The following is a 25,738-nucleotide window of genomic DNA, read 5'->3' on the forward strand; positions in this document are numbered from 1 at the left end:
CAGTCGATGCCGACAGGGTGACAGACTGGCCACGCCCATAAGCGCCGAGTTACCGAAGTGGGCCGTCATGAGTGAGAACAGTGCTACTCCTGTGGTCGAAGACCGATACGAAGACGGTCAGATTCGTGCATCCGATCTGCGTCCGCTGCTCGCAGCCATGACCGCCGCACGCGACGGCGACTTCACCAAGGTGCCGGAAACCGGCCACGGGCTGGTGGCCGAACTCACCGCGGTCTTCAACCAGATCATGGACCGCGACATCCACTTCACCACCGAGGTGCGGCGCGTCAGACGGGAACTGGTGCGGCACGGCCGGCTCGACGAGCGGCTCTCGGCCAGCCCGGGACAGGGCCTGTGGACGTCCCGCGTCAACGACGTGAACCAGCTGCTCGACGCCCTCGTCGCCCCGGCGGCGAACGCCACGCGCGTGCTGGACGCGGTGGCCGGCGGCGATCTGACCCAGCGGGTCGATCTGCACGACGGCACGCGCGAGTTACGCGGCGACCTGCGACGCCTCGGCCGGGCCGTGAACAAGATGGTGGACCAGCTCTCCCTGTTCACCGGCGAGGTGACGCGGGTCGCGCGCGAGGTCGGCACCGAGGGACGGCTCGGCGGCCGGGCCAAGGTGCAGGGACTGTCGGGCAGTTGGCGGGACGTGACCGAGGCCGTCAACACGATGGCGGCCCGGCTGACGGCCCAGGTGCGGGACATCGCGGCGGTCACGACGGCGGTGGCACGCGGCGACCTGACCCGCACGGTCACGGTGGAGGCGACCGGCGAGCTGCTGGAACTGAAGCTGACCGTGAACACGATGGTGGACCAGCTCTCCGCCTTCGCCGACGAGGTCACCCGGGTCGCCCGCGAGGTCGGCACCGAGGGGCAGTTGGGCGGCCGGGCCCAGGTCAGGGGCGTGTCGGGGGTCTGGAAGGACCTCACCGACAACGTCAACTTCATGGCGTCGAACCTGACCTCGCAGGTCCGCAACATCGCCCAGGTGACGACGGCCGTGGCCAACGGCGACCTGTCCCAGAAGATCACGGTCGACGCACAGGGCGAGATCCTCGAACTCAAGTCGACCATCAACACGATGGTCGACCAGCTCTCCGCCTTCGCCGACGAGGTCACCCGCGTCGCCCGCGAGGTCGGCACCGAGGGCAACCTCGGTGGCCGGGCCCAGGTCCGGGGCGTCTCCGGCGTCTGGAAGGACCTCACCGACAACGTCAACTTCATGGCCGACAACCTCACCTCGCAGGTGCGGAACATCGCGCTCGTCTCCACCGCCGTCGCCCAGGGCGATCTCGGCAAGAAGATCACGGTGGAGGCCAAGGGCGAGATCCTGGAGCTCAAGTCCACGATCAACACGATGGTCGACCAGCTCTCCGCCTTCGCCGACGAGGTCACCCGCGTCGCCCGCGAGGTCGGCACCGAGGGCAACCTCGGCGGTCAGGCCCAGGTCCGGGGCGTCTCCGGCGTCTGGAAGGACCTCACCGACAACGTCAACTTCATGGCGCTGAACCTGACCTCGCAGGTCCGCAACATCGCCCAGGTGACGACGGCCGTGGCCAACGGCGACCTGTCGAAGAAGATCACGGTCGACGCCCGCGGCGAGATCCTGGAGCTGAAGGACACCGTCAACACCATGGTGGAGCAGCTGCGCGCGTTCGCCGACGAGGTCACGCGGGTGGCCCGCGAGGTCGGCACCGACGGCCGGCTCGGCGGCCGGGCGCAGGTGCTGGGCGTCTCCGGCGTCTGGCGGGACCTGACGGACAACGTCAACTCCATGGCCGACAACCTCACCTCCCAGGTGCGCAACATCGCCCAGGTCGCGACGGCCGTGGCGCAGGGCGACCTGTCCCGGAAGATCGACGTGGACGCGCGCGGCGAGATCCTGGAGCTGAAGACCACGATCAACACGATGGTCGACACGCTGTCCTCCTTCGCCTCGGAGGTCACGCGCGTGGCCCGCGAAGTCGGCTCCGAGGGCCAACTGGGGGGCCAGGCCAGGGTCGAGGGCGTCTACGGCACCTGGAAGCGCCTGACGACGAACGTCAATGAACTGGCGTCGAACCTCACCACCCAGGTCCGCGCGATCGCCGAGGTCGCCTCCGCCGTGGCCCAGGGCGACATGTCCCGCTCGATCACGGTCGAGACCCGCGGCGAGGTCGCCGAGCTGAAGGACAACATCAACCTGATGGTGGCCAACCTGCGCGAGACGACCCGCGCGAAGGACTGGCTGGAGTCCAACCTGGCCCGCCTCGCCTCCCTGATGCAGGGCCACCGCGACCTGATGGAGGTCGCCGACCTGATACTCCGCGAGCTGACACCGCTGGTGAACGCCCAGTACGGCGCGTTCTACCTGGCCGACCCGGAGGAAGCCGGAGCGACGGTTCCCACCAGGGGGCTCGCCTTCATCGCCGGCTACGGCGCCGCCCAGGACGCGACCGTCGAGACCGGCGCCCTCCCGGTGCACGGCCTGGTCGCGCAGGCGGCCCGGGAGAAGAAGCGGATCCTGGTCGAGGGCGCCCCGCCCGACTACATCAAAATCAACAGCGGCCTCGGCGAGGCGGCCCCGACGACGATCGTCATCATCCCGATCCTCTTCGAGGACAAGCTCCTCGGCGTCATCGAGCTCGCCTCCTTCTCCCGCTTCTCCGACGTGCACCTGGCCTTCTTCGACCAGTTCGTCAACACCATCGGCGTCGCCATCAACACGATCATCGCCAACTCCCGCACGGAGTCGCTGCTCGGCGAGTCCCAGCGCCTCGCCATGCAGCTCCAGGAACGCTCGGACGAACTCCAGAAGCAGCAGGGGGAACTTCAGCGCTCCAACGCCGAACTGGAGGAGAAGGCCGCCCTGCTGGCCACGTCCTCGCAGTACAAGTCGGAGTTCCTGGCGAACATGTCGCACGAGCTGCGCACGCCGCTCAACTCCCTGCTGATCCTGGCCCGGCTGCTCTCCGACAACCCGGACGGTCATCTCTCCGACCAGGAAGTGCAGTTCGCGACGACGATCCACCGCTCGGGCTCGGACCTCCTCCAGCTGATCAACGACATCCTGGACCTGTCGAAGATCGAGGCCGGCCGGATGGACGTACGCCCCAAGCGGCTCCCCCTCATCAAGCTGCTGGACTACGTCCACGCCACGTTCCGCCCCCTGACCATCGACCGGGGGCTCGCCTTCGAGCTGGCGGTCGGCGAGGACGTCCCGCGCGAGATGTACTCGGACGAGCAGCGCCTCCAGCAGATCCTGCGCAACCTCCTCTCCAACGCGATCAAGTTCACCGCGTCGGGCAAGGTCGAGCTGCGGGTCGACCGGGTGCGGGACGCCGAGCACCGGGACAACGACGACGTCATCGCCTTCACCGTGTCCGACACCGGCATCGGCATCGCGCCGGAGAAACTCCCGGTGATCTTCGAGGCGTTCCAGCAGGCCGACGGCACCACCAACCGCAAGTACGGCGGCACCGGCCTCGGCCTGTCCATCAGCCGGGAGATCGCGGGCCTGCTCGGCGGCCGGATCGTCGCCGAGAGCGAACCCGGCAAGGGCTCCACGTTCACCCTGTACGTGCCGGTCGTCAGTCCCGGTCACACGGCGCCCGGACCGGCCCCCGTGGAGCTGTCCGGACCGCCCCTGACCCTCCAGCCGGCCACCGCCGGACCGTTCCCGGCCGCGTACGACACGGACGACGCCTGGCCCTCGCCGACCCGGCTGGAGGCGTGGACGTCCGGCAGGCCGGGCCGGATCCTGGCCGGGCGGCGGGTGCTGATCGTCGACGACGACATCCGCAACGTCTTCGCCCTCACCCATGTCCTGGGCCGCGTCGGCATGAGCGTGCTGTACGCGGAGAACGGCCGCGAGGGCATCGAGATGCTGGAGCGCAGCGCGGACGTCGGACTGGTCCTGATGGACATCATGATGCCGGAGCTGGACGGCCACGAGACCATCTCCGCCATCCGCCGCACCCCGCGCTGGGCGGACCTGCCCATCGTCGCCCTGACCGCGAAGGCGATGCCCGGCGACCGTGAGAAGTCCATCGCCCGCGGCGCCGACGACTACGTGCCCAAGCCGGTGGACATCGACCGGCTGCTGACGGTCGTGTGCGAACTGCTGGACCCGGATGACACGCCGGAACCGGAGGGCACCGAGGAGGCCCGGCCGTCATGAGCGCCGAACGCGCCGGAATCCTCCTGGTCGACGACATGGACGACAACCTGACCGCCCTGGAGGCCGTCCTCGCCTCCCTCAACGAGCCTCTGATACGCGCCCGTTCAGGCGAGGAGGCGCTGAAGGCCGTGCTGCGGCAGCCCGTCGCCCTGGTCCTGCTCGACGTCCGCATGCCCGGCATGGACGGCTTCGAGACGGCCGCCCACATCAAACGCCTGGACCAGACCCGCGACGTCCCGGTCATCTTCCTGACGGGCGCGGCCGACGACTCGGGCTACGCCTTCCGCGGCTACGCGACAGGCGCCGCCGACTACGTGACCAAGCCCTTCGACCCCTGGGTCCTCAGAGCAAAGGTCGGCGTCTTCCTGGACCTCTACCGCAAAGGCAGAGAGGTGGAACGCCTACGGGCAGAGATCCAGGACCTGAAACGCCGGGTTGAGCAAGCACCTTAGGGGCGCGGGGAACTGCGCGAGCAACCACGGACAACCCCCAGTCGCCCGCGCTCCCGCACCGCCCCCTACGCCTCGCGAGACCCCTCGTACATCTCCTCGATCAGATGCTTGTACTCCCGCTCCACAACGGGCCTCTTCAGCTTCAGACTCGGCGTGATCTCACCATGCTCGACGTCAAGGTCACGCGGCAGAAGGCGGAACTTCTTGATCGTCTGCCACCGCTGAAGCCCCTCGTTGAGCTGCTTCACATACCCGTCGACCATCTCCACCGTGACCGGCGAGGAAACGATCTCCTCGTACGACTTCCCCTCCAGCCCGTTCTCCTCGGCCCACTGGGTGATCGCGACCTCGTCGAGCGCGATGAGCGCCGTGCAGAAGTTCCGGTCGGCCCCGTGCACGAGGATGTTGGACACGTACGGGCACACCGCCTTGAACTGCCCCTCGACCTCGGCCGGCGCGATGTACTTGCCGCCCGACGTCTTGATGAGGTCCTTCTTGCGGTCGGTGATCCGCAGATACCCGTCGGGCGACAGCTCCCCGATGTCCCCGGTGTGGAACCAGCCGTCCGCCTCCAGCACCTCGGCGGTCTTCTCGGGCAGCTTGTGGTAGCCCTCCATGATGCCCGGGCCGCGCAGCAGGATCTCCCCGTCGTCGGCGATGCGCACCTCCGTGCCGGGCAACGGCTTGCCGACCGTGCCGGTGCGGTAGGCCTCGCCCGGGTTCACGAACGACGCCGCCGAGGACTCGGTCAGGCCGTAGCCCTCCAGGATGTGGATGCCGGCGCCGGAGAAGAAGTACCCGATCTCGGGTGCCAGCGCCGCCGAGCCCGAGACGCAGGCCCGCAGGTTGCCGCCGAAGGCCTCGCGGATCTTGGCGAACACCAGCGCGTCGGCGACCTTGTGCTTGGCGCCAAGACCGAACGGCACGGACATGGTCCCGGTACGCCGGAAGTTGTCCTGCGCGACCTTGGCGTACTCGCGGGCGACCTCGGCGGCCCACTGGAAGATCTTGTACTTGGCGCCGCCGCCCGCCCGGGCCTTCGCGGCGACACCGTTGTAGACCTTCTCGAAGATGCGGGGCACGGCCGCCATGTACGTCGGCTGCACCACCGGCAGATTCTCGATGATCTTGTCGACGCGGCCGTCCACCGCGGTGACGTGCCCGACCTCGATCTGGCCGGAGGTGAGGACCTTGCCGAAGACGTGCGCGAGGGGCAGCCACAGGTACTGCACGTCCTCGCCGCTGATCAGCCCGGTCGCGGCGATCGCCTTCGCCATGTACGACCAGTTGTCGTGCGGCAGGCGCACGCCCTTGGGGCGGCCGGTGGTGCCGGAGGTGTAGATGAGGGTGGCCAGCTGGTCCTTGGTGATCGCGCCGACCCGCTCCTTGATCAGGTCGGGGTCCTTCTCCAGCCGGGCCGCGCCGCGCTTCTCCAGCTCGTCCAGGGTGAGGATCCAGTCGGCGGTCTCGACCCCGGCCGGGTCGACGACCACGACGTGGGTGAGGTCGGGCAGCTCGGCGCGCTTCTCCTGCGCCTTGGCCAGCTGCTCGACGTTCTCCGCGATCAGCACCCGGCTCTCGGAGTCCGACAGGATGTACGCCGACTCCTCGGAGTTGGTCTGCGGGTAGACCGTGGTCGTGGCGGCGCCGGCGCACATGATGCCGAGGTCGGCGAGGATCCACTCGATGCGGGTGCTGGACGCGAGGGCGACGCGCTGCTCGGACTGCACGCCGAGCTCGATGAGCCCGGCCGCGATGGCGTAGACCCGCTCGGCGGCCTGCGCCCAGCTCAGCGACTTCCAGTCGTCCGGCCCCTGCCCCGAGGACGCGGGCACCGGATAGCGGTAGGCCTCGGCGTCCGGCGTGGCGGCCACGCGGTCCAGGAAGAGGCCCGCCACGGACGGCGGACGGTTCTCGATCAGTGTCTGTGTGTCGCTCACGACATCCTCCGGGGCCCGCGACGGCGCGGCTGGCTCAGGTGCGGCTGGGTTCTCACTCACGAGCTGCTGTTCGCGAGCCGTTGTTTAACTCACGAGTAACTATCGAGCAGGGATCAGAGTAAAGGCCGACCGGCCCCTGCGTAAGGGTCCGCGGCCTGTCACTTCCTACAGAGAGCTACCCCGCGAACGCACAGGGGCCCGCCGCACTTTCGCACGACGGGCCCCTGTTCTACCCGGTTTGCGGTGTAACCCACGGTAATCAGTGATTACTTCTTGCCCTTGCCCGACCCCGCGCTGTCATCGCTCGACAGGACGGCGATGAACGCCTCCTGCGGAACTTCCACGGAACCCACCATCTTCATCCGCTTCTTGCCCTCCTTCTGCTTCTCCAGCAGCTTGCGCTTACGGGAGATGTCACCGCCGTAGCACTTGGCGAGGACGTCCTTGCGGATGGCGCGGATGGTCTCGCGGGCGATGACCCTGGAGCCGATGGCGGCTTGGACCGGCACCTCGAAGGCCTGCCGCGGGATGAGCTCCTTGAGCTTCGCGACGAGCCGCACGCCATAGGCGTACGCCTGGTCCCGGTGGGTGATCGCCGAGAACGCGTCGACCTTGTCGCCGTGCAGCAGGATGTCGACCTTGACCAGGCTGGACGTCTGCTCCCCGGTGGGCTCGTAGTCGAGCGAGGCGTAGCCGCGGGTCTTGGACTTCAGCTGGTCGAAGAAGTCGAAGACGATCTCGGCGAGGGGCAGGGTGTAGCGGACCTCGACCCGCTCCTCGGAGAGGTAGTCCATGCCGAGCAGGGTGCCGCGCCGGGTCTGGCACAGCTCCATGATCGAGCCGATGAACTCGCTGGGCGCCAGGATGGTGGCCCGTACGACCGGCTCGTAGACCTCCGAGATCTTGCCCTCGGGGAACTCGCTCGGGTTGGTGACCGTGTGCTCGGTGCCGTCCTCCATGACGACGCGGTACACCACGTTCGGGGCGGTCGCGATCAGGTCGAGCCCGAACTCGCGCTCCAGCCGCTCCCGGATCACGTCCAGGTGCAGCAGGCCGAGGAAACCGACGCGGAAGCCGAAGCCGAGGGCGGCGGAGGTCTCCGGCTCGTAGACCAGCGCGGCGTCGTTGAGCTGGAGCTTGTCGAGGGCCTCGCGCAGCTCCGGGTAGTCCGAGCCGTCCAGGGGGTAGAGGCCGGAGAAGACCATGGGCTTGGGGTCCTTGTAGCCGCCCAGCGGCTCCACGGCACCCTTGGACTGACTGGTGACCGTGTCACCGACCTTGGACTGGCGGACGTCCTTCACGCCGGTGATGAGATAGCCCACCTCGCCGACGCCGAGACCGTCGGACGCCAGCATCTCCGGCGAGTTGGTGCCGATCTCCAGCAGCTCGTGCGTGGCACCGGTGGACATCATCTTGATGCGCTCACGCTTGTTGAGCTGCCCGTCGATGACACGGACGTACGTCACCACGCCCCGGTAGGAGTCGTAGACGGAGTCGAAGATCATGGCACGCGCGGGGGCGTCCTTCACGCCGACCGGGGCCGGGACCTGTTCGACGACCTTGTCCAGCAGCGCCTCGACACCGAGCCCGGTCTTGGCGGAGACCTTGAGCACGTCGTCGGGCTCGCACCCGATGAGGTGGGCGAGCTCCTCGGCGAACTTCTCGGGCTGCGCGGCCGGCAGGTCGATCTTGTTCAGCACGGGGATGATCGTGAGGTCGTTCTCCATCGCCAGGTAGAGGTTGGCGAGGGTCTGCGCCTCGATGCCCTGGGCGGCGTCGACCAGGAGGATGGTGCCCTCGCAGGCGGCGAGTGATCGCGAGACCTCGTAGGTGAAGTCGACGTGCCCCGGGGTGTCGATCATGTTCAGGATGTGCGTCTTGCTCTTGTCGTGGGTCGGGGCCCACGGAAGTCGCACCGCCTGGGACTTGATCGTGATGCCGCGCTCACGCTCGATGTCCATGCGGTCGAGGTACTGAGCACGCATCTGCCGCTGCTCGACCACTCCGGTCAGCTGGAGCATCCGGTCGGCGAGCGTGGACTTGCCGTGGTCGATGTGCGCGATGATGCAGAAATTGCGGATCAGAGCCGGGTCGGTACGGCTCGGCTCGGGCACATGGCTAGGGATCGCGGGCACGCAGGGTCCTGATTCTTGAGGCGTCCGCAGTGTCTGCGGTCTCGGGTCGGATCGGATCGATACGTAGCCTCCATCGTCCCACGGGTGGGGACCATGGACGGGTTTGGGCCATGGATGAGCCCGCTGGTACCGTGGGGGGCTGTGCCTCATGCCCTCTCGCAGGAGGCACTCCTTCAAGAAATCACCCGGTACAGGACCGTGCGGTACTCGTGCGGCCCCGTGCCAGAACCTGAGAAGGCTCATTCGTGGCGAACATCAAGTCCCAGATCAAGCGGATCAAGACCAACGAGAAGGCGCGGCTGCGCAACAAGGCCGTCAAGTCCTCCCTGAAGACCGCGATCCGCAAGGCCCGTGAGGCTGCTGCCGCGGGTGACGTCGAGAAGGCCACCGAGTACCAGCGCGCTGCCGCGCGTCAGCTCGACAAGGCCGTCTCGAAGGGCGTCATCCACAAGAACCAGGCTGCCAACAAGAAGTCGGCGCTGGCTCAGAAGGTCGCCGCGCTCAAGGGCTGACGTCTGATGTGACGCCGGAGGGAATCGAGCGGGCCCTCTCTCATCCGCTCCCGTCCGGCACCCCTCGGGTCCGCGCGCGGCCTGCGTTCGCCACGCGGGCGCGGATCCACCAGCTTGAACCAGAGGCCGGATGCTCCTCCTGTTCCCCATGGGAGGGCACCCGGCCTTCGGCATGTTCGGGACCCTGCCTGTTCAGGACCCTGCCGTACCGAACCCTGCCGTTCAGGACCAGAACTCGTTGTTCTTGTCGATGTCCTCGGCGCACTGGTCGAGGTCGGTGACCTTGTCCCCGACGATCCGGAAGATGATGCAGCCGGTGTCGTCCAGGCGCTTGCCGCCCCGTTCGGCCGAGAAGCGGGTCATGCCGACCGCGTGGCCGCGGCCGTCGACACAGACGCCGATCAGGTCGGCACGCGCCGTCCCGTTGGTCTCCATGCCGAGCCGCTCGTACATCTCGATGATCGAGTCCACGCCTTTGAAGTCGCCGGACAGCGGGTGATCTCCTGGCACGTGGTGCGTGGCGTCCCCGGCGATCAGCCCGCGCAAGGTGTCCATGTCACCGCGCGAGAAGGCCTCGAATCCCTTGCGGACCAGCGCTGCGTGCGGGTGCTCAGCCATGGCCTTCGCCACCTCTCCGTCGCTTGGCGAGTACGGCTGACACTCCCGATTCTCCCTCCGGGCGCCTCTCGCGGCACAGTGGAGACATGGACGCGGACGACAGGGCGGACGGCAGGGCGGACGACAAGGGCGTGCTGGCCGGGGCCCGTGTGGCGACCAGACTTCCCGCCCAGGACCTGGACCGGGCGCGGCGCTTCTACGCCGAGAAGCTCGGCCTGGAGCCGGTCGACGAACGGCCCGGCGGGCTGCTGTACCGCTGCGGCGGCGCGGAGTTCGTGCTGTTCCGCTCGACGGGGACCTCGCCCGGCACCTTCACCCAGATGGCGCTGGAGGTCGGCGACATCGAGGCCGCCGTGGCGGAGCTCAAACGGCGCGGCGTGGTCTTCGAGGAGGTCGACGTGCCCGGCTTCCGCACGGTGGGCGCAATCGCCGAGATCGAGGGGAACTACCCGAGCAAAGGCGCCCGGGGCGAGCGCGGCGCCTGGTTCCACGACAGCGAGGGGAACCTGCTGGGGATCGGTCAGCCCCTGACTTGAGTCCCGTGGTCTCAGCCCCGGCCCCGGGAGCGGGCCGCCCGCGCGATCGTGACCACCGCCTTCTCCAGGGCGTACTCGGGATCGTCCCCGCCGCCCTTCACGCCCGCGTCCGCCTCGGCCACCGCCCGCAGCGCCACGGCCACGCCGTCCGGGGTCCAGCCCCGCATCTGCTGGCGCACCCGGTCGATCTTCCACGGCGGCATGCCCAGCTCCCGCGCGAGATCGGCCGGCCGCCCGCCACGCGCCGACGACAGCTTCCCGATCGCCCGGACGCCCTGCGCCAGCGCGCTCGTGATCAGCACCGGCGCCACCCCGGTCGACAGCGACCAGCGCAACGCCTCCAGCGCCTCCGCCGCGCGCCCCTCGACCGCCCGGTCGGCGACCGTGAAGCTCGACGCCTCGGCCCGGCCCGTGTAGTACCGCCCGACGATCGCCTCGTCGATCGTCCCCTCGACGTCCGCGACCAGTTGCGAGACCGCCGACGCCAGCTCCCGCAGATCACTCCCGATCGCGTCGACGAGCGCCTGGCACGCCTCCGGCGTGGCGGACCTGCCCACCGCACGGAACTCCTGCCGCACGAACGCCAGCCGGTCCGCCGGCTTCGTCATCTTCGGGCAGGCCACCTCGCGCGCCCCCGCCTTGCGCGCCGCGTCGAGCAGCCCCTTCCCCTTGGCCCCGCCGGCGTGCAGCAGCACCAGCGTGATCTCCTCGGCCGGCGCCCCGAGGTAGGCCTTCACGTCCTTGATCGTGTCGGCCGACAGGTCCTGCGCGTTGCGTACGACGACGACCTTGCGCTCGGCGAACAGCGACGGGCTCGTCAGCTCGGCGAGCGTGCCGGGCTGCAACTGGTCCGGGGTCAGGTCCCGTACGTCCGTGTCGGCGTCTGAGGCCTTCGCGGCGGCCACCACCTCCTGCACGGCACGGTCGAGCAGCAGCTCCTCCTGGCCCACGGCGAGCGTCACGGGGGCGAGAGGGTCGTCATTCGCAGTCTTCCTGGCCATCGCGACAAGCATCGCACGCGGCACTGACAACCAGGCCTGCGGTTCTCATCCAGGCCTACGGTTCTTGACCAGACCTGCGGTTCTTGACCAGGCCTACGGTTCCTCCCGCCAGCCCTCCCACTCACCGGCGAACCGGTCCAGCTCCCCGGGATCCAGCCGCTCTTCCTCGTCCCTCAGGACGACCAGCCACTGCGCGTCCTCGGCGTCGTCCTCACCGGCCAGCGCGTCCCGCACCAGCTGCGGCTCCTCGACGACGCCGAAGCGCTCGGCGAGCGCCTGCACCACCTCTTCCGCCGCGTCCCTGTCGGGCAGCACCAGCACATGTCGCACATCACTCACGCGGGCCATTGTCCGACACCGGCTCACGACCCGGCCGCTCAGGCCTTGCGGACGACCTGCACGTCGAGGTCGACCTTGATGCTCGGTCCCACCACCGCGATGCCGCGGGCCAGCATCGTCTGCCAGCTCACCGTGAAGTCGTCCCGGTGCAGTTCGGTCGTGGCCCGGCAGGCCGCCCGGACCTCGCCCTCCATGCCGTTGCCCAGCCCCAGGTACTCCGTGTCCAGCGTGACCGTGCGCGTCACGCCGTGCAGCGACAGCGCCCCCGTCACCGCCCACCGGTTCCCGCCCTTGTGCACGAACCGATCGCTGTAGAACTCCAGGGTCGGGAACCTCGCGACGTCCAGGAAGTCCGCCGACCGCAGATGGTCGTCGCGCATCCTCATGTTGGTGTCGATGGACGCCGCGTCGATCACCACGTGCATCGCGGACCGCTCCAGCGGCTCGGCGATCCGTATGACGCCCGCGAAGGACTTGAACTGTCCGTGGATGCGGGCCATGCCGATGTGCCGCGCGGTGAACCCGATCGAGGAGTGCGCCGACTCGATCTCCCAGTCGCCGGGCTCGGGCAGCTCCGGCGGCCGGGCCACCTGGAGCGTCACGTCACCGAGCGAGGCGAGCGAGTTCTCGGCGACCTGCGTGGTCGCCCGGTACGGCGTGTACCCCTCCGCCGACACCGCGAGCCGGTACTCCCCGGCGGGCACCGTCGTCATGAACGACCCGAAGGGATCCGCTCCGCCGCTGACCACCGGACGCCCCATGGCGTCGGTGACCGCGAACTCGGCATGCCGCACCGGCTCGTTGACGGGGTCGAGCACGCGGCAGGCCAGCACGCCGGCGCTCGGCGGCGTCGGCACCGCCGCCAGGGGGCTCGTCCGTTGCACCCGGTTGGTTCTGCTTCCCAGCCAGCGGCCGATCATCTGGACACCTCGTCCGACTCGAAGTCAGCGGTTTGATCACTCATCACCGAGGAGGCATTCGACCACCGATGAGGCTTTCGAGGCAACACGGGACCACATCACGGGAATCCAGCACTTGTGCTGGGACTACGCACGAGTAGCACCATGTGGGCCAAGTGGGGTGTCTGGCCCCTCTGCCCCTTCTGGTCCCGCCGCTCCCGGACCGGCCCCTCCGGCCCGGATCAGCCGTCCTGGCCGGTGCCCCGGACCGTCGGCACCGAGCCGAGCTCGATCCCGAACCGCTCCCGGTACACCCCGAGCACCTCCTCGTCCGTCCCCAGTTCCCGCACCCGACGGCTGCCGTCGCCTCCGGTCACCGTGAACCTGCGGCCGCTGAGCGTGATCCTCCCGCCGTCCTCGGTGACCCGCGAGCAGACCAGCGACCGCGTGAAGTGCGACACCGGCGACGTACTGTGCCACCACGCCCCGGCCACGAAGTCCCCGAGCACCCGCGGCCGTACCTCCAGGCGGTACTGCGGTCTGCCGTCACGGATCACGTCCAGGTCCGCCGCCTCCACCGTGTCGTGCCCACCGCGCACCCCGGCCGCGTCCGGCCGCGCCTCGACGATCCGGAACGTGCCCCCGGGATCCTCCTGTTCCCCCCTCTCCCCGAACGCCAGCGGCAGGTGGCTGTGTGCCCCGAACCCGACGTCGGCCAGCCAGTCACCCCCGTCCACCGTCCGCACCCGCAGCGCGAGATGGTCGTACGGGATCCCGAGCCGCTCCTCGTCCCCGTACACCCGCCCCGCGAGCAGCGCCACGTCGTACCCCAGCGCGGCGAGCAACGTCCCGAAGGCGCCGTTGAGTTCGTAGCAGAACCCGCCCCGCCGGGCACCCACCACCTTGTCCAGCAGCCGCTTCTCCTCCAGCGAGATCTCCTCGCCGAGATGGATCGACAGGTTCTCGAACGGCACGGCCCTCAGGTGGCGCAGATGCAGTTCGCGGAGCACGTAGACGGTTGGCCATGCCGGGTGCTCGACTCCCAGACGGCGGAGATAGGCGTCAACCTGTGCTGAGTTCATGCCCTCAGTCTCGCGCTACCCTCAGCTCCCCGCCCCCTCCCACGACCGCCAGTGCGCCGTCCCGGTCCGTCCGCAGCACCACCGCACCCCCGGCGCGCAACGCCGCGACCGTCCCGGGCGCCGGATGCCCGTAGCTGTTGTCGGCGCCGCAACTGATCAGCGCCAGCCGCGGGGCCACCCGGCCTGTCAGACCCGGGTCCTGGTACGCCGAACCGTGATGGGCGACCTTCAGCACGTCCACGTTCTCCAGCGCCTCGGCCGCCGGTGATCTCGCCAGCGCCCGCTGAGCCGGGGGTTCGAGGTCCCCGAGGAGCAGCAGGCGCAGCCCGGCCGACCGGACCAGCATGGCGACACTGGCGTCGTTCGGCCCCTCCGGAGCCGGGTGCGCCGGGTGCGCCTGGAGCACCTGTGGCTGTGGGGCCGGCGGCGGGCCCGGGGGCGGACTCGAAGGTGGCCACACCACCTGCCAGGACAACTCCCCCGCGCGGCGCTGCTCCCCCGCGGCGGCCCGCGTGACGGGAATCCGCCGGGCCGCCGCCTGCCTCCTGACGAACGCGGCCTGGTCCGCGGGCTCTTCGAAGCCGGTCGTCTCGATCGCGCCCACCGCCCGTCCACGCAGGACACCGGGCAGGCCCGCCACGTGATCGGCGTGGAAGTGGGTGAGCACGACCAGCGGAATCCTCGTGATGCCGAGGGAGCGCAGGCAGTGGTCGACGAGCTGTGGATCGGGTCCCGCGTCCACCACCACACCGGTGCCCTCGCCCGCGGCGAGCACCATGGCGTCGCCCTGCCCCACGTCGCACATCACCAGTCGCCAGCCGGGCGGCGGCCAGCCCGTGATCACGCGGGTCAGCGGCGGTGGCCGCACCATCACCAGGACGAGCAGCAGGCCGCAGACCCCGCACCACCAGGGATGCCCGAGCAGCCGCCGCCCCAGAAGCAGCACGACCAGCGTCACGGCCGCGAGCAGCGCCGCCCCCGCCCAACTGCCCGGCCAGTCCACTCCCGCTCCCGGCAGCGCGGCCCCGGTACGGGCGACCTGTGCGATCCACTCGGCGGGCCACTGCGCGCTCCACGCCAGGGCCTTGGCCAGGGGCATCGCCATCGGTGCCGTGGCCAGTGCGGCGAAGCCCAGCACCGTGGCCGGAGCGATCGCGAACTCCGCGATCAGATTGCACGGCACCGCCACCAGGCTCACCCGCGCCGACAGCACGGCGACGACGGGCGCGCACAGGAACTGCGCGGCGGCAGCGGCGGCCAGCGCCTCGGCGAGTCGCGGCGGCACCCCACGCCGCCGCAGCCCGGCGCTCCAGCGCGGCGCGAGCGTGAGCAGGGCGCCGGTGGCCGCGACGGAGAGCAGGAACCCGTAACTGCGCGCCAGCCACGGGTCGTACAGCACCAGCAGCAGGACCGCCGTCGCCAGCGCCGGGACGAGTGACCTGCGGCGGCCGGTCGCGAGGGCGAGCAGCGCGACGGCTCCGCAGGCCGCGGCCCGCAGCACACTCGGATCCGGTCTGCACACGACGACGAACCCGAGGGAGAGCACGCCCCCGAGCACGCCGGTGGCCCGCAGGGAGACACCGAGGCGAGGCGCGAGCCCTCGCCGCTCGGCGTGCTGGGCCAGTCCCGGCGGCCCGAGCAGCAGGGCGAGCAGGATCGTGAAGTTGGCACCGGACACGGCCAGGGTGTGCGTGAGGTCGGTCTCCTTGAAGGCCTCCTCCAGCTCCGGGGTGATCCGCGAGGTGTCCCCCACGACCAGCCCCGGCAACAACGCCCGGGCATCCGCCGACAGCCCGTCGGTCGCCTCCCGCAGCCCCGCCCGCAACCGCCCGGCGAGCCGCTGAGCGGCCGAGGGTTCCCCGACCACCTCCGGTTCGGCCCGGCCCCGCACCCGCAGCACGGCCGCGACCCGGTCACCGCCCGTCATCGCGGGCGCCAGCCGGGCACTGACCCGCAGCCGCGTCGACGGCAGCAGTCCCGTCCACGGTGACCGCATCGGCCCACCGGCGGCAGAGCGCCCGCCGTCGGCAATCCCGGTCGCGGGTGCCGACCGGCCGGCCGGCCCCAAGTCGACGATCATCAGCACCGGTGTGCGTGTCCCCACGGTCGCGCCGCCCGCCTCCTGGACGCGCCGCACCTCGGCCTCGATCAGGAGGGCGGCCGGAGCGACGTGATCGCCCCGGACCTTCGGCCGGGTGAACCGGGGATCGGAGGTCAGCTCCACCTCGGCGGTCACCGTCGCGTACTCCCGCGCCAGCCCAGGGACAGGTCCCCGGCGCAGATCCGCTCCATGCAGCCCGGCCGAGGCGGCAGCCGCGGCCACGCACAGCAGCACGGCCGCGGCCGACGCTCGCGGCCAGGCGGCCCACCCCGCCCGCCGGGCGAGCGGCAGCAGGCCGGCGGCTGCCAGGCAGCCGGCTGCGATACCCAGGACCCACCCCGGCGACATGTCCAGCACCAGCGCCGCCGTGCCCCAGGCCGCGAGGGCGGGTGGGACGAGCCGCAGGTCCGTCGGTCCCTCCTGCCGCGGACGGGAGCTGCCCAGCCGCTTCCCGGAGGAGGCGTGCACGGACGAACGGGCGGGCGAGGCCGGCTGGAGGGGAAGCGCCGACCCGGCATCCGGTGCCGCCTGGTCCCGTCCCGTCGGCACGTCACGGGAGCTCCTCATGGCTGGACGAGATTCCGCAGGTCGGCGAAGCGGCGGTCGCCGATGCCGTTCACCTCGCGCAGCTCGTCCACGGATCGGAACCCGCCGTGCTGCGTGCGGTAGTCGATGATGTGCTGCGCCAGCACCGGGCCGACCCCCGGCAGGGTGTCGAGCTGGTCGACGGTGGCCGTGGTGAGCGAGACGGGAGCCCCAGGCGTCACACCGCCCGCCGGCACACCGCCCGTGCCTCCGGCAGCCGTACCGCCGGCCCCGGTCCCCGCAGCCGGAGCCGGTCCCCCGACGATCACCTGCTCTCCGTCCACGAGGAACCGGGCGCGGTTGAGACCGTCGGTCTTCGTGCCCGGCTTCACCCCGCCCGCCGCGCGCAGCGCGTCCGCGACACGCGAGCCGGCCGGCAGCCGGTGGATCCCGGGTTCACGGACCTTCCCGCCGACGTCCACGACGATCTCGGCCGACCCTGCCGCGCCCGCGCCGCCGGTCGCCTTCGCCGCCGCCCCCACGGGCGTACCCGCTCCTCGCGAGGGCTCGGCCTGTCCACTCTCTCCCCGCTCCTCGTAGGGTGCCGCCGCTCGCACCACTTCGGGCGGCCGCACGGACTGGGTCCGGCCCGCCCAGAAGTGCTGCACGGCGAACGCCGCTGCGACGACGAGCACGACCGTCAGCGCGAGCACGCTCCGCGACTCCAGGCCACACCTCGCCTGCAACCACACAGGCATGCGCTCCCGCACAGCGAGCCCGGCCCGCTCCCGCCAGGTCCCTTCCTCCGCACGACCGTCCCCGCCGACGGTCCCGGCACCCGTCCCATCGTCGCCCCCGACCGGGACAGCGGCCTGCGGACCGAACTCCGGAGCGGGCTGAGAGGACTGAGCGGACTGAGCGGACTGCGGACCGGACTCCGGCTGACCGGACCTGCGCCCGCCCCGCCCCGCGGAAACCCTCTCCTCGAGTGCGGGCGGGCCATGCCCCAGCCCCCGCCGCTCCCCGCCCCGTCCGGCATGCTCGCCGAACAGCACCTCCGCACGCCGGCGGAGCTCCTTTGCCGAGGCGTGCCGATGCCGGGCCCGGCCGCGTGGGGCGGGCCGGTGACGGCGGTGACGGACGCGGCCGTCGGACGCCGGTCCACGGCCCGGCCCGCTGGTCGCAGTCGCTGTGCGTGAACGTGATCCAAGTGCCATGCGACGAGGATCGGCCATCCCGGCACACCCGCGATGATCTTGGTCAATTCCCGGGGACCACGGCCGACTTGTGGATAACCCGGCCACCCACACGGGTGATCAGAGCCCGCCGTGACCGTTCACTGCGGCGAAACCACGACCCCCAGCAACCCGGGCCCCGTGTGCGCCCCGATCACCGCCCCGACCTCGCTGACGTGCAGATCGGCAAGCCCGGGCAGCCGTGCCCGCAGCCGGTCGGTGAGGGCCGACGCCCGGTCCGGGGCGGCGAGATGATGGACGGCGACGTCGACCTGGGCGCTGCCCGCACGCTCGGCCGCGATCTCCTCCAGGCGGGCGATCGCCTTCGACGCTGTCCGCACCTTCTCCAGCGGTTCGATACGGCCGTCGGCCAGCTGCAGCAGCGGCTTCACCGCGAGCGCCGATCCCAGCAGGGCCTGCGCGGCACCGATACGGCCGCCGCGGCGCAGGTAGTCGAGGGTGTCGACGTAGAAGTAGGCGGACGTGCCCGCGGCCCGCTTCTCCGCGGCCGTGACGGCCTCGTCCATCGTGCCGCCCGACTCCGCGGTCCGCGCCGCGGAGAGCGCGCAGAAGCCGAGCGCCATCGCGATCATGCCGGTGTCCACCACCCGCACCGGCACCGGAGCCTGCCGCGCGGCGACGACAGCCGCGTCGTACGTACCGGAGAGTTCGGCGGAGAGATGGAGGGAGACGATGCCGGTGGCGCCGGACTCGGCGACCTTGCGGTAGGTCTCCTCGAAGAGGGCGGGGCTGGGCCGCGAGGTCGTCACCGGGCGCCGCTTCTGCAAAGCCTGGGCGAGGGCGCGGGTCGAGATCTCGGTGCCCTCCTCCAGCGCCCGGTCGCCGAGGACGACGGTCAGAGGTACCGCTGTGATGCCGTGGCGCTCCATCGTCCGGGCCGGCAGGTAGGCCGTTGAATCGGTGACGATCGCGACATGGCGGGACATGAGCTGGAGGTTACCTGCCGTAGTGCCCGTGGGGCAGCCCGGCCCCCGTGCGCTGTGACACGAGTGGCCGGATCAAGTGGTGCTCTCGGGGCGGGGCTTCTTCTGCCAAGGGTAGGCCGGGCGCGGTCCCGAGGAGCTGATGGCGGGCCGTGCCGGCTCGTGCGCCGGGCTCGACCGCGGGGTCTGCGGCCCGGTCTGTCCGGCCGAGGGGGCATCGGCGGCGGGCGCCTCGGGCCACGGCCTTGCGGCCTGCTCCGGCTCCGGCTTCGGCTTCGGCTTCGGCTTCGGCTTCGGCGAGGCGGTGAGCCGGGACTCCGGCTCCGTCGTCCAGTGCCGCAGCGCCCCCGACTCCAGGTCGATCTGGGCGCTGAGCGAGTCCAGGTCGTCGTCCGCGAAGCGGCGGGCGCGGTCGCGGGCGGCCCAGCGCAGCGAGTCCGCGGAATGGGTGATGCGTTCGGCGCGCTCGCGCAGCTCGGGAAGTCGCTCGGTGAGCGCGGCGCGGTCGGGCTCGGACTCCAGGCGTTTCAGCTCGTCGTCCAGCTCGTGGCCGTGCGCACTGAGCCGTTCGAAGAGGCCGAGGGACTCCTTCAGGGACGCGTCCTCGGCGACGGCCGTGTGCAGCGCTTCCTGAGTGGCGCGCATCGACGTACGCAGTTTCAGCCGGAGTTGGGCGAGCTCTCCCGCGGCGCCCGGCTGGGCGAAGGACTTGGCGCGCAGGGTGTGGTCCTCGACCGTGCGGCGGGCCTGGGTGAGGCCGCGGTCCACGCCGCGCTTGGCGGCGCCGACCATCTTCACCGTGGCGTACGCCCCCAGCCCGGCAAAGAGCACGAAGAGCAGGGCGAGTACTGCGATCACTGCTTCCACCGGCTCCTCCTCAGGGCGTCTCGGCACATCTCACGCCGCTCTTCAACGGTAAACGCAACAGGCAGGCCCGGAGTTCCAGAAAAACCCCGAACCTGCCCGTAGGGGACCACCCTGATGGACCCCGATGGAGCCCTGCCGGCCCCGCGCCTACGCCGGGACGATGTTCACCAGCTTCGGTGCCCGCACGATCACCTTCCGGATCCCGGCCCCGCCCAGCGCGGCGACGACCTTCTCATCGGCCAGGGCGACCTTCTCCAGCTCGTCCTCGGCGATCGACGGCGACACCTCCAGCCGCGCCTTGACCTTGCCCTTGATCTGCACGACGCAGGTCACGGTCTCGTCGACGACGTACGCCGGGTCGGCCACCGGGAAGTCCTGGTGGACCACCGAGTCCTCGTGCCCCAGCTTGCGCCACAGCTCCTCGGCGATGTGCGGGGCCAGCGGCGCGACCATCAGCACCAGCGGCTCGGCGACGGACCGCGACACCGGCCCGCCCGCCTTGGTCAGGTGGTTGTTCAGCTCGGTGACCTTGGCGATGGCGGTGTTGAACCGCATGCCCTCCAGGTCCCCGCGCACGCCGTCGATCGCCTTGTGCAGGGCGCGCAGCGTCTCCTCGTCCGGCTCGGCGTCGACGACGGTCACTTCGCCGGTCGTCTCGTCGACGATGTTGCGCCACAGCCGCTGCAGCAGCCGGAACTGGCCCACCACCGCGCGCGTGTCCCAGGGCCGGGAGACGTCCAGCGGGCCCATCGCCATCTCGTACAGCCGCAGCGTGTCGGCGCCGTACTCGTCGCAGATCTCGTCCGGAGTGACCGCGTTCTTCAGGGACTTGCCCATCTTGCCCAGCAGCCGGGAGACCTTCTCGCCCTGGTAGTAGTAGGCGCCGTCGCGCTCCTCCACCTCGGCGGCCGGCACCGCGATGCCACGGCTGTCGCGGTAGACGTAGGCCTGGATCATGCCCTGGTTGAACAGCTTGTGGAACGGCTCGGCGGAGGAGACGTGCCCCAGGTCGTACAGCACCTTGGACCAGAAGCGGGCGTACAGCAGGTGCAGCACGGCGTGCTCGGCGCCGCCGACGTACAGGTCGACACCGCCGTGCGGCATGCCCTCGCGCGGGCCCATCCAGTACCGCTCGATCTCGGGGTCGACCAGCTGCTCGCTGTTGTGCGGGTCCAGGTAGCGCAGCTCGTACCAGCAGGAACCGGCCCAGTTGGGCATGGTGTTGGTCTCGCGGCGGAACCTGCGCGGACCACGGCCGTCGCCCAGGTCCAGCGTGACGTTGACCCAGTCCTCGTTGCGGGACAGCGGCGTCTCGGGCTGGGTGTCGGCGTCGTCCGGGTCGAAGGTGCGCGGCGAGTAGTCCTCGACCTCGGGCAGCTCCAGGGGCAGCATCGACTCGGGCAGCGCGTGGGCGATGCCGTCCTCGTCGTAGACGATCGGGAAGGGCTCGCCCCAGTAGCGCTGACGGCTGAACAGCCAGTCACGCAGCCGGAAGTTGACGGTGCCCTCGCCGATGCCCTTGCTTTCCAGCCATTCGGTGATGCGCGCCTTGGCCTCGGCGACGCCCAGGCCGTCCAGGCTGACCTCGTCGTTCGACGAGTTGATGATCTTGGCTTCGTAGGAGGAGAAGGCGTTCTCCCACGCGGCGGTGTCCGTGCCGCGGCCGTCGGTCGGCTCGACGATGCAGGTGATCGGCAGCTCGAAGGCGCGCGCGAACTCGAAGTCGCGCTGGTCTCCGGCCGGGACGGCCATGATCGCGCCGGTGCCGTAGCCCATCAGCACGTAGTCGGCGATGAAGACCGGGACCTGCTCGCCGTTGACCGGGTTGGTCGCGTACGCGCCGATGAAGACGCCGGTCTTGTCCTTGGCCTCGGCCTGCCGCTCCACGTCGGACTTGGACGCGGCCTGCGCGCGGTAGGAAGCGACGGCCTCCCCCGGGGTCGCGTGGCCGCCGGTCCACACCTCGTGGGTGCCCTCGGGCCAGGCGGCCGGGGTGAACTTCTCGACCAGCGGGTGCTCGGGCGCCAGCACCATGTAGGTGGCGCCGAACAGGGTGTCCGGGCGGGTGGTGAAGACGGTGATGCGCTCGCCGTCGATGGGGAAGTCGACGCGGGCGCCCTCGGAGCGGCCGATCCAGTTGCGCTGCTGCAGCTTGATGGCCTCGGGCCAGTCCAGCTCCTCCAGGTCCTCCAGCAGGCGGTCGGCGTAGGCCGTGATGCGCATGTTCCACTGGCGCAGCTTGGCCTTGAAGACCGGGAAGTTGCCGCGCTCGGACCGGCCGTCGGCGGTGACCTCCTCGTTGGCCAGCACGGTGCCCAGCCCGGGGCACCAGTTGACCGGCGCGTCCGAGGCGTAGGCCAGCCGGAAGTCGCCCAGGACGTCGGCCTTCTCGGCGGCGCTCAGCTCGCTCCACGCGCGCGTGTGGCCGGGTACGGTCCGCTCACCCGACTCGAACTGGTCGATCAGCTCCGAGATCGGGCGGGCCTTCCTCGCCTCGTCGTCGTACCAGGAGTTGAAGATCTGCAGGAAGATCCACTGGGTCCACTTGTAGTACTCGGGGTCGATCGTGGCGAACGACCGGCGCTTGTCGTGGCCCAGGCCCAGCCGGCGCAGCTGGGACTTCATGTTCTCCATGTTGGCTTCGGTGGACGCGCGCGGGTGCGTGCCGGTCTGCACCGCGTACTGCTCGGCGGGCAGGCCGAAGGCGTCGAAGCCCAGGGTGTGCAGGACGTTGTGGCCGGTCATGCGCTGGAAGCGGGCGAAGACGTCCGTGGCGATGTAGCCCAGCGGGTGGCCGACGTGCAGGCCCGCACCCGAGGGGTACGGGAACATGTCCATGATGAACTTCTTGGGCTTGGCGGCGGTCTGCGGGTCGCCCGCCAGGTCGCCCTTGGGGTTGGGTGCGCCGTAGGTGCCGTCGGCGTCCCAGAAGTCCTGCCAGCGTGCTTCGATCTCGGCAGCCGTCGCGGCCGTGTAGCGGTGCGGCGCTGCCACCTCGGAGGCGGCAGCGGGGTTCGTCTCGCTCATGATCCTCAAAGCTCCATCGATCGTCTCTGCCTGCGGCTGTGTCGTTCGAGAAACGAAAAATCCCCTCGCACAGGAGGGGACGCCGCGCCGATGCCGGCCACTCGACTCGTCCGGTGGCCGGGACTGATCAGCGCGGCCCGCTAAGCAGAAGGCGTACGGCACGCATGGCGTTAGGGTACCGCAGCCCCCCAGCGCGTCGCGACGCGCTTCCGAGGGGCCGTCTCGGCGCCCAGAAGGCTGAACAAAGGTCAAAAGTTACTTCGCGTAACAGTCACTAAGGGACATCACAACAGCCACATTGTCCTTTGATAACAACGCAATAACTCAAACCTCGTACCCATCGGTATGGCGCCGCTTAGAGTGCGGCAGCGGGACCGCTTTCCCGAACCGCTCGGAGTTGCCCCCATGAACCCTCATCGCAGTAACACCTCGCTACGCCCGGTCACCGGGACGCGGGGAGGCCGGCCGTGACGAATTACGACTCCACCGTGGACGACTCGTTCGCCGACTTCCTCAACTTCGGCGCCGGCGTGCTGTCCCTCGTGTGCCTTTCCTGCTCGGTGATCTGGGGGCTGGTCGCCCAGGACCGGATCCTGCTGGACACGCGCAGGCGCATCCTGGCGCAGGCCGTGCACCGGGTCACGGCGGTCGCCTCGATCGTCTTCCTGCTGGTGCACATCGGGGTCAAGCTGGCGCTCGCCCACACCACGTGGGTCGCGGTGTTCATCCCCTTCGGGCTCATCGCCAGCGACAACGACGAGCTCATGGGCCGGTCGTTCCTCGTCGGCCTCGGCACCCTGGCCAGCATGCTCATGATCTTCGTGGGCGTCACGGGCGCGCTGCGCAACCGCTTCGCGTCCCCGGCGCCCGTCGCGGCCCGCTGGCGGGCCATGCACATGCTGGCCTATCCGGCCTGGTGCGCCGCCTTGGTGCACGGCCTCTACGCGGGTCGCTCGGCCAAGCCGATCTTCGTCATCCTGTACTGCCTGTCCCTGGCCGGCGTGGCCGGAGCCCTCCTCCTGCGCGCCGCTCCGCGCCCGGTCAAGCGCAAGGTCGCCGACAAGTTCGCCCAGTTCATCGGCCCCGGGGAGGGCCTGGGACGCAGGGACCTGGAGGAGAGCCGGGCCCGGGCGGGCAGCGGCTCCGCGCTGCCCGGCTACGAGAGCCGGGACGTGCCCGTGGGGGCCGCGGCCTCCCCGTCGGGGCTGCGGTACGAGACGGCGGAGCGCGCCGCGCCACAGGACTCCACGAACGGCTTCGCCGCGGCCTACCGGGCCGTCTCCAGCCCGCCCCCGGGCCGGCAGGCGTTCGCCGCGCCGGGGCCGACCGACCGCACGGAACTGCCGCTGGACATGCAACCCACCCAGGCCATCCCGACCGTGGACGGCCCCTCCAGCACCTCGGGCAACTGGCCGATCCCGTCCCCGCCGCCAGTCGGCGAGGCCCCGCCGTCGTCCTACGACCCGCTCCAGGACACGGGCTTCAACATCCCGCCCTACGACCCCCTCCAGGACACCGGACAAAACATTCCGGCCTATGGCAATCCAGGCGCCGCCGGCTATGGATCGAGTGACGTGTACGACACGGGTGAGACGAACGCCGTCTACGACACGTACTACCCGAACGACACGTACAACAGCGGTCCCGCCACTGAAACACTGCCCGGTGCGTCCTACGACTTCGACGCACCGGGATCGGGCGAACCTTGGAACACGCCTTCCGGAGGCTTTAAGTGAACGAGGCTTTGCCTGACGTACCCGAAGTCCGCGTCGTCGGTCTTCCCCAGCTCACGTCCGGCTTCGACCTTGTCGATCGGCTCGATCTGCCCATGCACCTGAAGGTGCACGGGCCGCTGGAGCCGATGGGCGGCGAGCAGCTCGCGCAACTCGCCGAACGCATCAACCTCAAGGGCCGCGGCGGCGCGGGCTTCCCCTTCCACAAGAAGCTGCGCTCGGTCGCCGAGGCGGCGATCAAGCGTGGCGTCCGGCCGGTCGTCGTCGTGAACGGCAGCGAGGACGAACCGGCCTGCCGCAAGGACACGGTGCTCATCAACCGTGCTCCCCATCTGATCCTGGACGGCGCACTGCTGTGCGCCGAGGCGCTGGGTGCCCGCACGCTCGTGGTGGGGGTCACCCGTGAGTCCACACAGCGCTCCATGGAGGCCGCGCTCGCCGAACGCGGCCTCAGCAACGGCCGCAGATCCGCTCTGCGCGCACGGGTGCAGCGCAACCCGGTCCGCATGGTCACCGGCGCCGCCGCGTCGCTGATCCGCTCCATCGACGGCGGCCCGGCCATCCCGCCGGGCCGCAAGGTCAGCGCCTCACAGAACGGCGTCGGCGGCGCGCCCACACTGCTGTCGAACGCCGAGACCTTCGCCCAACTGGCCATCGCCGCCCGCATCGGCCCGGAGCGCTACGGCAACACCGGCCTGTACGACGAGCCGGGCACGGTCATGCTCACGGTCTCCGGCGCGGTCGCCCGCCCCATGGTGATCGAGGTCCCGACGGGCGTGCCGCTGCGGTACGTACTCCAGCTCGCCGGCGCCCCGCCGGTACCCCAGGGCGTGCTCACCGGCGGCTACCACGGCAAGTGGATCGACGCCGCCACCGTCAACGAGGCGATCGTCTCGCGCAACTCCCTGGACGCCGTGGGCGGTGCGCTCGGCGCCGGCGCGATCCTGCCGATCACTCAGGAGACCTGCCCGCTGGGCGAGTCACTGCGCGTCGCCCAGTGGCTGGCGGAGGAGAGCGCGGGCCAGTGCGGCCCCTGCTACCTCGGCCTGCCGGCCGCCGCGCGCGGCATGGAGGACATCCTCAACGGCGGCGGACCGGCGGCCCTGGAGGCGCTCAAGCAGGTCGCCAAGAACGTGAAACGGCGCGGCGCGTGCTCGCACCCGGACGGCTCCGCGATGTTCCTGGAGTCGACCATCAAGGCGTTCACGGACGACCTGGCCGCCCATGTCCTCGGGAACGGCTGCGGACGGCCCGTGGAGGGCGTACTGCCGCTCTTCGAGGGGGGCAGGGCCCCTACGGGCATCCCCGGCGGCGCCGAGTCCGAGGAGAACGGCCCCAGCCGCCAGAAGATCTACGTCGACTGGACGCTGTGCCGGGGCCACGGCCTGTGCGCGGACATCCTCCCCGAGGTGTTCCAGCTCGGCGCCGACGGCTTCCCCACCGTGGCGCAGGCGCAGGTGCCGCGGTACGCCGAGGCCAAGGCCCTGCGCGCGGTACGCCGCTGTCCGGCACTGGCCCTGCGGATCGAGGAGGACACGCGCGCTCAGGGCGGCGCGCCGTCCCGAAACCTCCCGGTCCTGTCCCAGGGCCGCGGCCGCCGCGCACTCGGCCGCTGAGCAGACGTCAT

General features: G+C 70.6%; 18 protein-coding genes. 6 read left to right on the forward strand and 12 right to left on the reverse strand.

Translation table 11 applies throughout. The features are described from left to right. Positions 1-67: 67 nt before the first annotated feature. Together ACFZDA_RS06555 and ACFZDA_RS06560 are read left to right on the forward strand one after the other, a co-directional pair. A complete protein-coding gene (locus ACFZDA_RS06555) occupies positions 68-4,165 on the forward strand; it encodes a HAMP domain-containing protein (protein WP_391075836.1) in 4,098 nt (1,365 codons plus the stop codon). Further along, complete coding sequence (locus ACFZDA_RS06560) at positions 4,162-4,617, forward strand: response regulator (RefSeq protein ID WP_391075838.1); 456 nt, start codon at positions 4,162-4,164, stop codon at positions 4,615-4,617. Before ACFZDA_RS06555 ends, ACFZDA_RS06560 begins: the two co-directional genes overlap by 4 nt. A gap of 65 nt (positions 4,618-4,682) precedes the next feature. On the opposite strand, the gene ACFZDA_RS06565 is transcribed toward ACFZDA_RS06560, so the two are convergent. After that, positions 4,683-6,557: an AMP-binding protein gene (locus ACFZDA_RS06565; RefSeq protein ID WP_391075840.1), complete on the reverse strand. Its 1,875-nt coding sequence runs from the start codon at positions 6,555-6,557 to the stop codon at positions 4,683-4,685. Between the two features lie 266 nt (positions 6,558-6,823). Then, positions 6,824-8,692, reverse strand: a complete 1,869-nt coding sequence (lepA, locus tag ACFZDA_RS06570; protein WP_391075842.1) for a translation elongation factor 4 — start codon at positions 8,690-8,692, stop codon at positions 6,824-6,826. A 245-nt stretch (positions 8,693-8,937) separates the two neighbouring features. Between lepA and rpsT the strand changes: the two genes are divergently transcribed. After that, a complete protein-coding gene (rpsT, locus tag ACFZDA_RS06575) occupies positions 8,938-9,204 on the forward strand; it encodes a 30S ribosomal protein S20 (protein ID WP_010042013.1) in 267 nt (88 codons plus the stop codon). 222 nt (positions 9,205-9,426) lie between these two features. Here the strand turns inward: rpsT and ACFZDA_RS06580 are convergent, their stop codons facing one another. Continuing rightward, positions 9,427-9,822: a nuclear transport factor 2 family protein gene (locus tag ACFZDA_RS06580; protein ID WP_391075845.1), complete on the reverse strand. Its 396-nt coding sequence runs from the start codon at positions 9,820-9,822 to the stop codon at positions 9,427-9,429. Positions 9,823-9,908: 86 nt separating this feature from the next. Here ACFZDA_RS06580 and ACFZDA_RS06585 point away from each other — a divergent pair, with 86 nt between their 5' ends. After that, complete coding sequence (locus ACFZDA_RS06585) at positions 9,909-10,358, forward strand: VOC family protein (RefSeq protein ID WP_391075847.1); 450 nt, start codon at positions 9,909-9,911, stop codon at positions 10,356-10,358. Between the two features lie 11 nt (positions 10,359-10,369). Here ACFZDA_RS06585 and holA read toward each other — a convergent pair whose 3' ends face one another. From holA to leuS, 9 genes are all read right to left on the reverse strand, one after another. After that, positions 10,370-11,359: a DNA polymerase III subunit delta gene (gene holA, locus ACFZDA_RS06590; protein ID WP_391075850.1), complete on the reverse strand. Its 990-nt coding sequence runs from the start codon at positions 11,357-11,359 to the stop codon at positions 10,370-10,372. Positions 11,360-11,452: 93 nt separating this feature from the next. Further along, a complete protein-coding gene (locus ACFZDA_RS06595) occupies positions 11,453-11,698 on the reverse strand; it encodes a hypothetical protein (protein ID WP_086561908.1) in 246 nt (81 codons plus the stop codon). A gap of 38 nt (positions 11,699-11,736) precedes the next feature. Beyond that, positions 11,737-12,618 carry a YceI family protein gene (locus tag ACFZDA_RS06600; RefSeq protein WP_391075854.1) on the reverse strand — a complete coding sequence of 294 codons (882 nt, stop codon included), beginning with the start codon at positions 12,616-12,618 and terminating at the stop codon, positions 11,737-11,739. A gap of 221 nt (positions 12,619-12,839) precedes the next feature. After that, complete coding sequence (locus ACFZDA_RS06605) at positions 12,840-13,679, reverse strand: arylamine N-acetyltransferase (protein WP_391075857.1); 840 nt, start codon at positions 13,677-13,679, stop codon at positions 12,840-12,842. Between the two features lie 4 nt (positions 13,680-13,683). Then, positions 13,684-16,347 (reverse strand): ComEC/Rec2 family competence protein, encoded by a 2,664-nt coding sequence (locus ACFZDA_RS06610; RefSeq protein WP_391075860.1) that lies wholly within the window; start codon positions 16,345-16,347, stop codon positions 13,684-13,686. Continuing rightward, positions 16,344-17,522, reverse strand: coding sequence for a helix-hairpin-helix domain-containing protein (locus ACFZDA_RS06615; protein WP_391075863.1), 1,179 nt, complete (start codon positions 17,520-17,522; stop codon positions 16,344-16,346). The genes ACFZDA_RS06610 and ACFZDA_RS06615 overlap by 4 nt, the downstream gene beginning before the upstream one ends. 119 nt (positions 17,523-17,641) lie before the next feature. Further along, entirely contained in the window at positions 17,642-18,487 is an 846-nt protein-coding gene (locus ACFZDA_RS06620; protein ID WP_391075866.1) for a DegV family protein, read from the reverse strand. Positions 18,488-18,559: 72 nt separating this feature from the next. Continuing rightward, positions 18,560-19,351: a hypothetical protein gene (locus ACFZDA_RS06625; RefSeq protein ID WP_391075869.1), complete on the reverse strand. Its 792-nt coding sequence runs from the start codon at positions 19,349-19,351 to the stop codon at positions 18,560-18,562. Positions 19,352-19,498: 147 nt separating this feature from the next. Next, a complete protein-coding gene (gene leuS, locus ACFZDA_RS06630; protein WP_391075872.1) occupies positions 19,499-22,378 on the reverse strand; it encodes a leucine--tRNA ligase in 2,880 nt (959 codons plus the stop codon). Between the two features lie 467 nt (positions 22,379-22,845). On the opposite strand from leuS, the gene ACFZDA_RS06635 reads away from it, so the two are divergent. Together ACFZDA_RS06635 and ACFZDA_RS06640 are read left to right on the forward strand one after the other, a co-directional pair. After that, complete coding sequence (locus ACFZDA_RS06635) at positions 22,846-24,114, forward strand: cytochrome b/b6 domain-containing protein (RefSeq protein WP_391075875.1); 1,269 nt, start codon at positions 22,846-22,848, stop codon at positions 24,112-24,114. After that, entirely contained in the window at positions 24,111-25,727 is a 1,617-nt protein-coding gene (locus ACFZDA_RS06640) for an NADH-ubiquinone oxidoreductase-F iron-sulfur binding region domain-containing protein (RefSeq protein ID WP_391075877.1), read from the forward strand. Before ACFZDA_RS06635 ends, ACFZDA_RS06640 begins: the two co-directional genes overlap by 4 nt. The last annotated feature ends 11 nt before the right edge of the window (positions 25,728-25,738 follow it).

It is taken from the genome of Streptomyces sp. NPDC007991, assembly GCF_042958445.1.
In the GTDB taxonomy this organism is placed as follows: Bacteria; Actinomycetota; Actinomycetes; order Streptomycetales; family Streptomycetaceae; genus Streptomyces.

What these genes read in the sequence shown, in the direction of transcription:
- ACFZDA_RS06555 (WP_391075836.1), top strand. Translation starts at nt 68, where the DNA reads ATGAGTGAGAACAGTGCTACTCCTGTGGTCGAAGACCGATACGAAGAC.
- ACFZDA_RS06560 (WP_391075838.1), top strand. Translation starts at nt 4,162, where the DNA reads ATGAGCGCCGAACGCGCCGGAATCCTCCTGGTCGACGACATGGACGAC.
- ACFZDA_RS06580 (WP_391075845.1), bottom strand. Translation starts at nt 9,822, where the DNA reads ATGGCTGAGCACCCGCACGCAGCGCTGGTCCGCAAGGGATTCGAGGCC.
- ACFZDA_RS06585 (WP_391075847.1), top strand. Translation starts at nt 9,909, where the DNA reads ATGGACGCGGACGACAGGGCGGACGGCAGGGCGGACGACAAGGGCGTG.
- holA (WP_391075850.1), bottom strand. Translation starts at nt 11,359, where the DNA reads ATGGCCAGGAAGACTGCGAATGACGACCCTCTCGCCCCCGTGACGCTC.
- ACFZDA_RS06600 (WP_391075854.1), bottom strand. Translation starts at nt 12,618, where the DNA reads ATGATCGGCCGCTGGCTGGGAAGCAGAACCAACCGGGTGCAACGGACG.
- ACFZDA_RS06605 (WP_391075857.1), bottom strand. Translation starts at nt 13,679, where the DNA reads ATGAACTCAGCACAGGTTGACGCCTATCTCCGCCGTCTGGGAGTCGAG.
- ACFZDA_RS06610 (WP_391075860.1), bottom strand. Translation starts at nt 16,347, where the DNA reads ATGAGGAGCTCCCGTGACGTGCCGACGGGACGGGACCAGGCGGCACCG.
- ACFZDA_RS06615 (WP_391075863.1), bottom strand. Translation starts at nt 17,522, where the DNA reads ATGGCACTTGGATCACGTTCACGCACAGCGACTGCGACCAGCGGGCCG.
- ACFZDA_RS06620 (WP_391075866.1), bottom strand. Translation starts at nt 18,487, where the DNA reads ATGTCCCGCCATGTCGCGATCGTCACCGATTCAACGGCCTACCTGCCG.
- leuS (WP_391075872.1), bottom strand. Translation starts at nt 22,378, where the DNA reads ATGAGCGAGACGAACCCCGCTGCCGCCTCCGAGGTGGCAGCGCCGCAC.